This window comes from Dietzia timorensis, from assembly GCF_020742175.1.
GTDB lineage: Bacteria > Actinomycetota > Actinomycetes > Mycobacteriales > Mycobacteriaceae > Dietzia > Dietzia timorensis_A.
The window spans coordinates 1-13,817 of record NZ_DYXM01000075.1 but is presented as its reverse complement, the minus strand read 5'-3'; the positions used below and the strand labels follow the sequence as shown (position 1 = coordinate 13,817).

Below are 13,817 nucleotides of genomic sequence, written 5' to 3'. Positions count from 1 at the left end.
GAACCGAAGTGGCTTCCAATCCACAATGCTACGAATGGTGCGGCGGTCGACGTATTTGGCCTGGCAAGTCGTTATTTACCGGTGCCATGGTCGGCTCCCGGTCGAGATACCCCCTGACCGAATCAGCAGCAGCCAGCTCTTCGAAATGCGCGAGCGTCGGCGGAAGGAGGTGAACCTCCGAGCGCGCGGAAGCATCGAGCATGTCCTTCGGGCGCGACCAGCCGGAATCGTCGAACTCGCCGCAGTGCCCATCGGGCTCGTGCGGATCGCCGGAAGTTAGCTCGATGCCGAAGAAAAACGTGTCGTAGCGGCGAGGTGGGCCGACGGGAGTGATCCAGCGCGACAGCTCGACAAGGCGCCCGGTGTCGGCGACGAGCGCGTTATCGCGAAGCATTTCGCCCATCGAAATCTCGTGAGAATCGACGCGTGATCGCCAAGGTGCCCATAGGGATCGGTCAGGTCCGCCGTCATAAGACATTGAATGGGCGGGGGATGTGAGAAGCATGCCCGTCTCTTCGAAGCACTCGCGCACTGCGGCGGAGACGATCGCCTGAGCACGGGGAGCATCGACGCCGAGCCTTCTGGACCATTCTCCGCCATCGGGGCCTGCCGCAGGGAGCGGATCGTAATCGGAGGGATCGACCCCGCCGCCGGGAAAGGCGATGACCCCGCCGGCGAAGACCATCGACGCCGCCCGCCGGATGGAAAACACCTCTACGCCGGTGCCCGCGTCGCGGAGCAGCAGAATCGTCGCGGCGTCGGCGACGGGAACGGACGCCGCATCAACTTGCTCGGGTTGAACCTGACCCTGATGTGCCATGGAGCCGATTGTGCCCCGAAACGGCGTGCCCGGCGACGGAACGGCGAAGACGGTTAGTCCCCGTTACCTGAAAGGGTGGGCGACTCCGTTGTATTCGCGCGGACTATCCGACAGGCGGGCCGACGATGAGAAGCAGGATGAAGACGATGATGACGACGACGAGCGCGATGCCGGCAGCAGTTGCGGGGCGGGCGATAACGGCCGCAGCGACCTTCTCGAGCGGGGATTTCGGCGTCTCGCCGCCCGCGCGCAGGCGCCACGGATCCGTGACGATCGGCTGCTTGAGCGCCCACCGTTCATACGGAATCGTCGCGTAGGGGATCACGGCCGATACGAGACCGGCGATGGTATGGACGGGCTTCCACTTCTGGTCGATCGCGAGGAACACGATGACCACCACGTAGCAGAGGAACACGAAGCCGTGGATGGCGCCTCCGATCGACGTTGCCCACGGTTGATCGAAACCGTACTTGAGGATCATGCCTGCGATAAGCAGCGTCCACGTGACGACCTCGGCAAGCGCAAAGCGCCGGAACAATGTAATCGGACCCATGTGAAGAGGGCACCCCTAACCAGACGTGAGAATGAAGCGCGGCTAAAAACTAGCCGTCCACCAGCCTAAGCGACGCGAACCTCACTTCACCCTCCACATCGGAGGCATTGAGATCAACAACACCCTCGATGGCCCATCCGTGGTCACCTTCGGGGTCATCGAGGACCTGACGCACTCGCCACGTGCCCATGTCGACATCCCCACCCGAGGTGCGGACGGTGAACAAATGCGGCCCGCGCGCGTCCGGGCCGATACCGATCTGGTCGTACTCGTCCCAATAGGGGTCGATCTCGCGGTCCCAGTCGGGGTGGTCTTCCACCGTCTCGTCGAGTTCCTCGAGACGCTTGATGTCGTCGCGCGCGAGAAGCTCGACGCGGCGGAACATCGCGCTGCGCACCATCCGGGTGAACGCCTTGGCATTGCCGGTGAGAGGGCGCGCGGAATCCTCTCCGAATGCCTTGTCCTGATCCATGGGCCGATTCGCTGCCTCAGGATCGGACAGCTCCTCCCACTCGTCCAGAAGACTGGAATCGACCTGACGGATGAGCTCGCCCAGCCAGTTGATGATGTCGTCGAGCTCTTCGGTTCGTTTCGCGGTCGGAATCGTCTGGCGCATTGTGCGGTAGGCGTCGGTGAGATAGCGCAGGACCACCCCTTCTGCGCGCGCGGCACCGTAGGTCGACACGAGGTCGGAAAAGTTCATTCCCTTCTCGACCATGTCGCGAACGACGGCCTTGGGAGAGACATCGGTGCCCCGGGCCCACGGGTGGGACTGGGCGTAGGCCTCGAAGGCTGCGTCGAGCTGATCGCTGAGCGGTTTGGGCCAGGAGATTTCGTCGACGATCGCCATGCGTTCGTGATAGTCGAGCCCATCGGCCTTGAGGTCGGCGATGGCATCCCCTCTGAGCTTTTTCTGCTGACCAATGAGGAGCGGACGCGGATCTTCGAGCACCGACTCGATGATCGAAATGACATCGACGGCGTAGGAATCGGAATCCGGGTCCGGAATGTCCATCGCGGCCACCGCGAATGGCGCAAGCGGCTGATTCAGCGCGAAGTCGGCCTGCAGCTGCGGGACAAGCTCCACGTGCCGCCCCGTGTCGTCCGGCGTATCGATTCGTCGCACGAGCTCATCCGCTTCAAGGCTCCGGAAGAGCGAAAACGCCCGAAGCGCGTGCTTGCGCTTGGCTGCGCGAGTCTCGTAGGAGTCGAGGATGAGCGACTTCGTCTTGTCGTAGCAGCTTCCCGGGCCCGAGATGATGTTGAGCAGGATCGAGTTATTGATCTGAAAGCGACTGATCAACTGTTCCGGCGGTGCGGAAACCAACTTCTCAAATGTCGCCGTATTCCAGTTGATGAAGCCTTCCGGCGGCTTCTTTTTCTGCTGCTTGTTCTTTTTCTTCGGGTTGTTCTGCGCCTTGGCGGCAGCCTTTGCGTTCTCGATTTCGTGCTCCGGCGCTTGGACGACAACCACGCCCTCGGTGTCGAATCCGGCACGACCGGCGCGGCCGGCGATCTGATGGAACTCACGCGATTTGAGGACGCGCTGGCGTTGGCCGTCGAATTTCGACAGCGCCGTGAAAAGGACGGTGTGAATTGGCACGTTGATGCCCACACCGAGAGTGTCGGTGCCGCAGATCACCGGCAGCAGGCCATCCTGCGCGAGCTTTTCCACCAGGCGCCGATATTTCGGCAGCATGCCGGCGTGATGGACGCCGACTCCCGAGCGCAGCAGCTTCGACAGCGTCTTGCCGAACGATGTGGAGAAGCGGAACCCCTTGATCTCCGCCGCGATCTTCTCCTTGGACTCCTTCGACACGAGGTTCTTCGTGATCAGAGCCTGCGCCTGCTCGATCGCCGAAAGCTGAGTGAAGTGGACGATATAAATCGGCGCCTTGCCGTCTCTGAGGAGCAGTTCGACCGTGTCGGGTACCGGTGTGAGCACGTAGTCGAACGACAACGGCACAGGGCGTTCCGCGCCGGCAACCACCGATACCGAACGGGACGTCTTCGCCTCGACCCCTTCGACGAGCCAATCGACGTTGCCGAGTGTCGCGGACATGAGCAGAAACTGGCACTTGGTGAGCGAGAGCAGCGGAACCTGCCAGGCCCAGCCGCGATCGGGTTCGGAAAAGTAATGGAATTCGTCCATCACAACCTGGCCGATGTCGCTGTTGTCGCCGTCCCGAAGCGCGATATTCGCGACGATTTCGGCCGTCGCGCAGACGATGGGCGCAGAGGTGTTGACGGCGGCGTCGCCGGTCATCATGCCGACGTTCTCCGCGCCGAACACTTCACATAGTGCGAAGAACTTCTCGCTCACCAGAGCCTTGATCGGCGCGGTATAGAAAGACTTCTGGCCCCGTGCCATCGCGAAGAAATGCGCGGCGACGGCAACGAGCGATTTGCCTGATCCTGTCGGCGTGGACAACACCACGTGATTGTCCGCGACCAACTCGAAGGCCGCCTCTTCCTGATGCGGATAGAGGGAAAGCCCACTGTCGGTCACCCACCGGGTGAACGTGTCCAGCAGGGCGTCGTCGAAAAGGGACTCGGGGACATCGTCGAGATCGGACAAGTATTCGCTCAGGGACACGGCGGCAAGTCTATCCGTTATCGGTGTGGCCGAAATGCAGAGCGCTCCGCGACGCCGAAGCGTGCGCGGAGCGCGGTGCACTTGCTAGGTAAGGACCTTCCCGTTAGGTGGGCTAATTTCCGGACGAGTTTCCGCCGAAGGGGCCGTCGCCGTCGGCGTCTTCGTCGCCGTGTTGCATGAGGAACTGTTCCAGCTCGGCGCCGAGTTCGTCTCCTGTGGGAAGTGGGCCTTCGGCCGGCGCGAGGGAATTCTGGGATTCGCGAGCAGACAGGATCTCGTCGTAGTTCTTTTCCAGTCCCTCGACCATCTGACCGATCTCGGCGTTGCCCGAGACCTGCACCTGAAGGGCCGCATCGAACTTCCGCTGCTCGGTTTCGAGCTCGCCGACCGCGATACCGAGACCGGAAATCCGATTGACGTCCTCGACGAGACGGATTGCGGCCGCCGGGTACTCGGACTGTGAAAGGTAATGCGGCACATGCGCCGTGAAGCCCATGGTCGAGAAGCCCTGTTCGGCAAGCTTTACCTCGAGCAGCGAATCCGCGCTTCCGGGGATCTTGAACTCGCCCGGCCACGTCGAGAAGCCCTCGAGGAGTTCGATCTCCCGAGAATGGGCGCTTGAGCGGATCGGGCGGGTGTGGGGCACGTTCAGTGGCATCGACCCGAGACCGATCGCCAGCTTGACGCCGAACTCGGCGGACAGGTGGGTGACCGCAGCTGCGAAGGCCTCCCACTTCATGTCCGGTTCGAAACCGGAAAGCAGCAGGAACGTGTGATCATCCGGCGTGGTAATAGCGTGCAGCGAAAGCTGCGGCTGGTCGTATCCGACGAAATGATCGTACGAGTATGTCATCGCCGGCCGGCGGGATCGATAGTCCACGAGCTCGTCCGGATTGAACTTCGCGATCAATTCCGAATGGTTGTGCTCGCGAATATGCTCCGTCACCTGGCGCACGGCACGTCCGGCGTCAGAAAAACCTTCCAAACCGTGCACGAGGATGGGACCCCGACCGGCCACGTCGGACAGCGACGGGGTGGGGAATACCAGTTCGTAAAGCTTCTCCGAAGAGCTCATGGGCTGATGTCCTAACTGTCTAATTTCTGCGGTTCCGCGGCGACGGGCTAACAACCCCGACGCGATAATTGCGGACTATCTAGTCCAACGACGCAGCTGAAGGAATAATTCCACGCCCGCGCGGAAACATTTCCCGCCGACGAGGGGAGCCAGATCGTCCGCCGAGGGCGTCGTAGAGGGTGCGAACGCGTTACGGACACGGGCAAGAATCGAAAACGGGAAGTGACTCACCATGCACAAGCGAAAGAAATCGGCGAAGCGAAACACGAGCAGGGCGCGCACCCAGGCCGAGCGGCCGACGCTGACGATATCGAGGCCTGGGAACCTTATTTCCGAGATCCCGGGGATCATTCAATTCACGCCGGAGGCCCCGAGCGTGGTGATCGTGGGCAGTATTCGTGGCGGCATCGACGGCACCCCGGTCATGCGCATCGATATCCCTCTCGACGTGCTGTACGGGGCGCATCTGCACCTGCACGAACGTGATGCCCAGGACATCGACGACGTGTGCTCCTACGCGGCACGCGACTACCTCGAGGACAGGCTCGACGACGTGAGCACCCCGTTGCAGCAGATCCTCGAACAGGATGCGGAGGAAGCCGGGGAGTACGCGGCCCAGGTCGCGACGTTGATGTCGAGCCAGAATCTGGACCGTGCGTGCGTCGTTGTCCTCCTTCCTGACGCCTGCTCTCCGGGCTCTCTCGGGTGGGAGGCGTCGGATACTTTCGTGCAGTACCTGGAAACAGCTGCGGGGCTGGCGGGCACCGAGTTGACGGTCGTGCTTCTCGCGGAGGAGATATCCGCGGGCGCGCCCTGGCGGCCGGGCCGGGGAACGGACGACGAACTCGGGGTCCAGGAGGATCCGCGTGCCGGCAAACTCGCCGCGGAGACGGTGGCCACCGGAATCCCGATCTACTCGAGCCGTCGCGCTATCGAGCAGGTGTATGACCGAATCGCGGACGACGACGACATCGTGGCAGAGCCATTGGAATCGGCGTACGGTTTCGGATTCACTCTTTCAGACCTGCACAGATATGCAGATCGGCTACGGGAGATCGCCCGTCTGCCGAGACCTTTCGGGCAGGACGAACTCAGCGAGGCAGGGGCGATTCTCGGTTCGGCGGAGATCTGCTCCCACCTACTTACGGAAATGGTCGCCGGCCAGTACGCGATAGCAATCAACGAACAGTTCGACGTTGACATCGAGGATTCCGATTATCTCGGGGCCGAACCGGGAGATCTCGACGTGTTGATGGAGATCTCCCGGCGCGGCAGCGACAGGGCGAGGGGAGGGGCGCTGCTGTTGAATGGAACGAGCCACTATCTCCGCGGCAGCGGCATACATGCCGTCGTCTGTTTCGAAGCCGCGCAGCGGACGGGTTTCATGCCGTACTTCAACAAACTAATCCTGTCCCTGCTCCAGAGAGGCACATCGCCGGAAAAGGTCTGCGCCATCCTCGCCGAATTGATGGACGTGGACGACCAAATTCCGGCCTGACGCAAAGGCGGTGCTACTTGGTCGCGGAGTGCGCCTTGTCTCCCAATGCGCGGAGAAACTCCCACGCATCCTCGACGACGGTAGTGAGTTCGGTCCTGGACGGCTTCCAACCGAGCGCCGACTTCGCCCGTTCGGACGACGCGACGAGCGTCGCGGGGTCGCCGGCGCGACGCGGCGACACCTGCGCGGGAATCTCGTGTCCGGTAACGGTGCGGCACACGTCGATCACCTCTTGTACCGAGAAACCCTCGCCACTTCCGAGGTTGAAGATCCTGTGCTCACCTTCTTCGTTGCTCTCGAGAGCGAGCATGTGCGCGTCCGCCAGGTCGCCGACATGAATGTAGTCGCGCACACAGGTGCCGTCTGGTGTCGGCCAGTCGTCACCGAAGACGAAGATCTTCTCGCGATGTCCGGCAGCGACCTGCAGTACCAGCGGAATGAGATGGGTCTCGACCACGCGATTCTCGCCGAAACCGAGGTGCGCCCCCGCGACGTTGAAGTACCGCAAGCTGGTTGCGGCAAACCCGTAGGCGACGCAGTAAGACGTGATCGCCATGTCGATGGCGAGCTTCGTTGCCCCGTACGTGTTCGTCGGGCGTGTCGGCATGTCCTCGGTGATGGGAACCTGCTCGGGCTCGCCGTAAGTGGCGGCAGTCGAGGAGAACACGATGTTCTTCACATTCGCCTCGCGCATCGCGTCGAGCAGCGCGAGCGTGGAAACCACGTTTCCATGCCAATACTCGGCGGGCTGTTCCACGGACTCGCCGACAAGCGAACGGGCCGCGCAGTGGATCACCGCGTCGACGCCCTCAAGCGCACGGGCCGAATCGTTGAGGAGGTCGCCCTCGATGAAGGTGGCTTCGGGCGGGACACCGTCGCGGTTGCCGGTAGACAGGTCGTCGAGGACGACGACCTCGTGGCCACGGGAAATCAGCTCGGCCGCGCAGCAGCTACCGACATAGCCGGCCCCGCCGGTAACGAGAACCCTCACTCGCTGACCTCGATACGGATGGCGTGCGCCTTGTCCTGATCGATTTCGATGGTTCCCTTGTCGGTCGTCAATGTGACCGTGTGGCCGATGCGCTTGGCCTTCGCGGGGAAGCCAGGGGAGACGTCGAGCTCGCAAATTGTGTGGAAGAACTCCGAGTCGGACTGCACCTGCTCGCCGAGAGCGTGGATGCGCACATTCATCTCCTGCCCCATCGGAATCTCGGCGAGGCGGGGGAAGGTGTTCTTTTCGGCTTCGACGTCGATGCCGAGCGCGTCGAGGCCCGGGATCGGATTGCCATACGGGGACACCGTCGGCTTGTTGAGGACGTTGACCAGGCGGCGCTCCACGTCCTCGCTGATGACGTGCTCCCAACGGCATGCTTCGTCGTGCACCTTCTCGAGCTCGAGCCCGATGACATCGACGAGCAAGCGCTCGGCGAGACGGTGCTTGCGCATGACGTTGACAGCCGTTTCGCGGCCCTTGGCAGTGAGTTCGAGGTGCCGATCGGAGGCGACGAACACCAGACCGTCACGCTCCATGCGGGCGATGGTCTGGCTGACCGTGGGGCCGCTCTGCTCCAGGCGCTCCGCAATACGAGCCCGCAAAGGGACAATTCCCTCTTCTTCGAGCTCAAAAATAGTGCGTAAGTACATTTCGGTGGTGTCCACCAGGTCCTTCACACTCGCTCCTTTCGAGAAACCACGCCGGCGCCACCGCGTCACACAGGTAACAACGATCCGAAATGGAAAAAGTCGTAGTCTGCCGAAATAGTTTTAACTACTTCGTCGAACACCGTCATCTTAGCTACTTATTCCCATAGTGTTCGGACCTCGTAGATTCCGAGTTGTCCCTCATCTTTGCCTGTTGCGAACTAGAGTTACGAAGGTCACTCGAAGTGAGTTGTCGAACGAACTGCGGAAGGGTGGATGCCGCAGGTGGGGAGGGGTGCCAGTGGCCAGGGAACAAGGGGATTCTCTGCCGGCGTCGGTCGTGTGGAGTCCGGAGCTGCTCAAGTACAAGCACTCGCAGGACCATCCCATGAGCCCACACCGGTTGGCGTTGACGATGTCGCTCGCGACCTCGCTAGGCGTTCTCGACGAGGTCGATATTCTCGCCCCGGGCGGGGCCACCGAACAGGATCTGTTGCGGATTCACGCGATCAGGTACGTCGACGCGGTCAAGAGTGCGTCGACGATGGAGCCCGGCGAGCACCCGGGCTTGCCACACGGACTTGGCACTGCCGATAACCCCACATTCCCGCACATGCATGAGGCGAGCGCGGCGATCGCGGGAAGCACACTCACGGCAGCCAGAGAGGTGGCATCAGGGCGGATGAAGCGCGCAATTTCCGTGGCGGGCGGCATGCATCACGCGATGCGCAACGCCGCGGCCGGGTTCTGCGTGTATAACGATTGCGCCATTGCCATCCATTGGCTGCTGGAACAGGGGTTCAAGAAGATCGCCTACGTAGACGTCGACGTACACCACGGTGACGGTGTCCAGGCCGCGTTCTATGACGATCCCCGCGTCCTTACGGTGTCACTGCACCAGCACCCGGCGACGTTGTGGCCGATGACCGGCTGGTCCTCGGAAATCGGCGACGGAGCGAGCGAGGGGACCGTCGTCAACCTTCCGCTGTTGCCGGGAACCACGGATTCGCAGTGGATGCGCGGCTTCCACGCGATCGTCCCTGGCGCGCTCCGCGCCTTCGAACCCGAGATCATCGTCCTCCAGGGAGGCTGCGACAGCCACAAGGAGGACATGATCGCCGACCTCTCGCTCACCGTCGATGGGCACCGCGCGTCCTACAGGGAAGTGCGCGCGCTGGCCGACGAACTGTGCGACGGCAAGATCATCGCCGTGGGCGGCGGCGGTTACGAGCTCACCCGCGTCGTCCCCCGCTCGTGGACCCATCTCATCGCCACCATGCTGGACCGCGACGTCCCGCCGGACACCGAGACTCCCGCAGAGTGGCGGGACCTCGCCGCGGAGGTCGCGAACCCGTCCAAAGTGCCCACCACCATGAGTGACGGCGGAGACACCTCATTCTCCCCGTGGGAGCTTGGGCCCGGCGCGGCGGTGGCGCTGGCCGACGATCGGTCGATGGCACGCTTGGACCAAGCCATACTCGATACGAGAAGGGCGGCGTTTCCGCCCCTGGGATTGGATCCCGACGATCCTCGCGATTAGCGCGATCGCGATTCGAGCCAGCCCACTGTTCGGAGGAGTAGACAATGGCTAATGAACACGCAGCCGACAACGCGGTCGAGGCTGCGCCCGAACACGAATCGTCGCGCGAGGCTCCCGCAGATCTTCCCCCCGAGGGCTACCGCGCCGACTGGGCCGCCGACGTCCTCGGCTCCGACGGTCGCGCCGTGCGCATCCGTCCCGTGCTCCCCTCAGACGCGGACGAGTTGCAGAGGTTCCACTCGACGCTGAGCGAACGCACGAGATACCTGCGCTATTTCGGTTCGCACAACGTCCTCGGGGACAGCGAGCTCAAGCGCATGACACACATCGACTACGTCAACCGCATGGCGTTCGTCGCTCTCCTAGGTAGCGAGATAATCGGCATGGCCGTGTATGAGGGGCAAGAGGGCTCGCCCATCGCCGAGGTCGCCTTCACGATCTCCGACGACCATCAGGGGCGCGGGCTCGGTTCGATCTTTCTCGAACATCTCGCCGGCGCGGCGGCCGAGAGTGGGATCCGCCGTTTCGAGGCCGAGGTGCTCTCGGAGAACCGGCAGATGATCCAGGTGTTCCGCCGCGCCGGGTACGACGTGTCTCGCAGCTTCGACGGTTCGGCGATCCACCTCGAATTCGACATCGACCCGAGTGACGCGCTGACCTCGGTGCGGAACTCCCGGGAGGCCGCCGCGGAGGCACGCAGCGTCGCCAGGGTCCTGAATCCGAGCTCGATCGCCGTCATCGGCGCATCCGACCAGCCGAGCAAACTCGGCCACGCCGTCCTGAAGAATCTGCTCGACTCCGGTTTCGAGGGCCCGGTGTATCCGGTGAACTCCGATGCGCGCTCGATCCTGTCCATCCGCGCCTACCCGGCGCTGAGCGACATCCCGGACCCTGTCGATCTCGCCGTTGTCGCGGTACCCGCAGGCTCGATGCAGGAGGTGCTCGAGGATTGCCTCGCCAAGGGGGTGTCTACGCTCGTGGTGATCTCCGCAGGGTTCTCCGACATCGGCGGGGAGGGCATCGTCTCCGAGCGCAAACTGGTGGCGGAGGCACGCGCGCACGGCATGCGCGTGGTGGGGCCCAACGCCCTCGGCGTCATCAACAACGACCCGGCCATCCGGCTCAACTCCACGCTTGCCAACCGCATCCCGGCGCCGGGCAAGATCGGATTCTTCTGCCAGTCCGGTGCGCTGGGCATCGCCATTCTCGACTCGGCGATGCGGCGCGGGCTCGGGCTGTCCACGTTCGTCTCCGCAGGGAACCGCGCCGACCTTTCGGGCAATGACCTGCTGCAGTTCTGGGACACCGAGGTCGATACCGAGGTCGTCTTGCTGTACCTCGAATCGTTCGGTAACCCCCGCAAGTTCTCGCGTATCGCCCGGCGCGTGGCGCGCAATAAGCCCGTCGTCGTGGTGCATCGGTCTTCCGACGCCGCGGCGGGCCAGTTCCCGGACATTTCGCCACAGGCGGCCAACGAACTCTACAACGATATAGGCCTGATCCCGGTGACCTCGTTGCCGGAGATGTTCGACACCGCGGCGCTGCTCGCGTACCAGCCTCTGCCCGAGGGGCCGCGGTTGGCGATCGTTGCGAACTCTACGGCCGTATCCAATCTCGGCGCCGATGCCGCGGAGGGCGAGGGCCTCGAGGTCGTCAGGTCGGTCGACCTCGGCGCAGCCGCCGCGCCGGAAGAGTTCTCCCGGGCCGTGGCCGAGGCGGTGCAGGATGACGGCGTCGATGCTGTCCTCGCCGTGTTCGTCCCTCCCGTCCAACGCAATGTCGAGGCGTATGCGGAGGCGATCCGCGAGGCGGCGCGGGACTCGACGAAGCCGGTGGCGAGTACCTTCCTCGCTGTCGAGGGCCTGCCGGAGGGGCTCACTGTTCGCGACGAGCAGGGACAGCCCCTGCGCGGGTCGATCCCGTCGTACGGCTACCCCGAACGCGCGATCTCCGCGCTGAGTCGGGCGCTGACCTACCAGCGGTGGCTCTCGCACCCCGCGGAAGAACCGATGGAGGTGTCAGACATCGACATCTCCCGTGCGAGGGAGCTCGTCGATTCGATCTGGACCCGCAGGGCCGGCAACGGCGACGTAAAGCTGTCGCAGGGGCAGACCCGCCAGCTACTCAAGTGCTTCGGAATCAACATCGTCGAGTATCGCGTGGTGCAGGATGCTGAGCAGGCGACCTATGCGGCTGAGGAACTCGGGTACCCGGTGGCGGTCAAGGCGATGAGCGAGAAATGGCGCAGGCGCAGCGACATGTCCGGGGTGCGCCTCGACATCGGCGATGCGGCGTCGGTGCGCCGCGCTTTCGAGGAGCTGGATTCCTCGGCCGGGCGAAGCGGGCCGATACACGTGCAGAAGATGGCGCCGCGCGGGACGGGCGTGACGATGAAGGTCGGGGACCATCCCATTTTCGGCTCCCTCATCTCGTTCGGGCTCTCGGGGATGATCACCCAAATGCTCGGCGACCGGGCGTACTCCGCGCTTCCGCTGACACCCTCGCAAGCTGACAGGCTTCTGCACCGTCCCGCCGCCGCGCCGATTCTCGACGGGATCTCCGGTGAGGCACCTGCGAACAAAAAGAAGATCGTCGACCTCATGGTGCGGCTGTCCGTGCTTGCGGAGGAGGTGCCGGAGATGCGTCTCGCCTTCGTGGAGCCCGCGCTGGCCGGCGCCACCGAGGCGGCCGTGCTCTACGCCGAGGTCGTGCTCGGACCTGCACCACGGCGGGGGAACGAGGTCGGGCCGAGGCGGCTCCGCTAGCGGACCAACGTCTCCTGGACCTTTGTTCAATTATCTGTTCCGAATATGGGCAATCCACGGATTTAAGTGTGATGATAAGCACATACTCGGTTCATGAGAAACCGTATCGAGTCCTCTGTATTCCGCTCGCGGGCCTCTCGTGGCCTGTGTGCCCTCGTCGCCAGTGCCGGGCTTGTCGCCACCGCCGTACCTGCTGCCGCCGCCGATCCGCTCGCGCCCGCTCCCGATTCTCTCGCGCAGGGGATGGCCGACTTCGGCTCGTCCGGGCTCGCCCCGCGCGTCGAGCACGGCGATATCGACCCCTTCTACGAGACCGAGGGGCTGGAAGCGGAAGCGCCGGGCGGCGTGCTCCGCACACTCCAGGCACCGTATGCGCCCGTCTTTACGGGCCTCGATTTCAGCGTGCCCGACACGGCCGAGAAGATCGTGTATTCGACGACAGACATGCACGGGAACGCGATTCCCGTCAGCGGATACGTCGTCGAACCGACGGTGCCGTGGAACGGCGCGGGGGAGCGGCCGACCGTCGTCATCGGTCGTGGCACGATCGGGCAGGGCGATCAGTGCGCGCCTTCGCGGAACTGGCCGCTCGATAATCAGCCCGATCCGCTCCAGTCAGGGCGAAAGGTTGCGCTCGAGGGGCTTTATGACTGGGTGTTCGCCTCTGCCGGGGTGCGTGTGGTCGTCACCGACTATGTCGGGATGGGAACTCCGGGCATCCACACCTACATGAACCGGGCCGAACAGGCACACGCGATGCTTGATGCCGCACGGGCGACGCGCAACCTCGTGGGCGAGCGCGGCGGACAGTTCGGCAAGGTCGCGTTCTACGGGCATTCCCAGGGAGGCGGCGCTTCGGCGTCGGCCGCGGAATCCGCATCTGAGTACGCCCCGGACCTCGACGTAGCCGGATCGTATTCGTCCGCGCCGCCGGCCGATCTCAACGCGGTACAGCGGCATATCGACGGTTCGGAGCTCACCGGCGCGATCGGTTTCACGATCAACGGTCTCGTCGACCGTTACCCGGACCTGGACGCCGACCTCGCCGCGAACCTGTCGCCGGACGGGTACGCCGCGCTCGATGAGCTGTCGACGATGTGTACCGACGAGATCAGCGAAAACTACGGCGGTCACACGACCTCCGAGTGGACGGAGTCGGGGCAGAAGCTCGATGAGCTGCTGGACGAGATCCCCGCCGGCAAGGCGGCGATGGAGGAGCAGCGTCTGGGCGCGCGCGTGCCGCAGGCTCCGGCGATGATCGTCTCGGGCCCCCACGACCCGACGGTCGATTACCAGCAGGCGAAGGACCTCGCCGGCCAATGGTGCGGC

At 63.8% G+C, this 13,817-nt stretch carries 10 protein-coding genes; 4 read left to right on the top strand and 6 right to left on the bottom strand.

Annotated elements, in window-relative coordinates; genetic code table 11:
- Positions 1-28: 28 nt before the first annotated feature.
- From K8V11_RS03975 to K8V11_RS03960, 4 genes are all read right to left on the bottom strand, one after another.
- A complete protein-coding gene (locus tag K8V11_RS03975; RefSeq protein ID WP_303911106.1) occupies positions 29-820 on the bottom strand; it encodes an NUDIX domain-containing protein in 792 nt (263 codons plus the stop codon).
- A 103-nt stretch (positions 821-923) separates the two neighbouring features.
- Positions 924-1,373 carry a DUF3817 domain-containing protein gene (locus K8V11_RS03970; RefSeq protein WP_303911105.1) on the bottom strand — a complete coding sequence of 150 codons (450 nt, stop codon included), beginning with the start codon at positions 1,371-1,373 and terminating at the stop codon, positions 924-926.
- A gap of 49 nt (positions 1,374-1,422) precedes the next feature.
- The gene (locus K8V11_RS03965; RefSeq protein ID WP_303911104.1) at positions 1,423-3,969 is read right to left on the bottom strand and encodes an RNA helicase; all 2,547 of its coding nucleotides are present in this window, start codon (positions 3,967-3,969) and stop codon (positions 1,423-1,425) included.
- Positions 3,970-4,081: 112 nt separating this feature from the next.
- Entirely contained in the window at positions 4,082-5,044 is a 963-nt protein-coding gene (locus K8V11_RS03960) for a proteasome assembly chaperone family protein (protein WP_303911103.1), read from the bottom strand.
- A 232-nt stretch (positions 5,045-5,276) separates the two neighbouring features.
- Here K8V11_RS03960 and K8V11_RS03955 point away from each other — a divergent pair, with 232 nt between their 5' ends.
- A complete protein-coding gene (locus tag K8V11_RS03955; RefSeq protein ID WP_303911102.1) occupies positions 5,277-6,542 on the top strand; it encodes a DUF4192 domain-containing protein in 1,266 nt (421 codons plus the stop codon).
- Positions 6,543-6,555: 13 nt separating this feature from the next.
- Here K8V11_RS03955 and galE read toward each other — a convergent pair whose 3' ends face one another.
- Together galE and K8V11_RS03945 are read right to left on the bottom strand one after the other, a co-directional pair.
- Positions 6,556-7,533, bottom strand: a complete 978-nt coding sequence (gene galE, locus K8V11_RS03950) for a UDP-glucose 4-epimerase GalE (RefSeq protein ID WP_303911101.1) — start codon at positions 7,531-7,533, stop codon at positions 6,556-6,558.
- Positions 7,530-8,213, bottom strand: coding sequence for a metal-dependent transcriptional regulator (locus K8V11_RS03945; protein WP_303911100.1), 684 nt, complete (start codon positions 8,211-8,213; stop codon positions 7,530-7,532). The genes galE and K8V11_RS03945 overlap by 4 nt, the downstream gene beginning before the upstream one ends.
- A 271-nt stretch (positions 8,214-8,484) precedes the next feature.
- Here K8V11_RS03945 and K8V11_RS03940 point away from each other — a divergent pair, with 271 nt between their 5' ends.
- The 3 genes from K8V11_RS03940 to K8V11_RS03930 form a co-directional block, all read left to right on the top strand.
- Positions 8,485-9,723 (top strand): acetoin utilization protein AcuC, encoded by a 1,239-nt coding sequence (locus tag K8V11_RS03940; RefSeq protein ID WP_303911099.1) that lies wholly within the window; start codon positions 8,485-8,487, stop codon positions 9,721-9,723.
- A gap of 44 nt (positions 9,724-9,767) precedes the next feature.
- A complete protein-coding gene (locus K8V11_RS03935) occupies positions 9,768-12,488 on the top strand; it encodes a bifunctional GNAT family N-acetyltransferase/acetate--CoA ligase family protein (RefSeq protein WP_303911098.1) in 2,721 nt (906 codons plus the stop codon).
- A gap of 93 nt (positions 12,489-12,581) precedes the next feature.
- Positions 12,582-13,817 (top strand): lipase family protein (locus tag K8V11_RS03930; protein WP_303911097.1); only part of this gene is annotated, 1,236 nt, incomplete at its 3' end.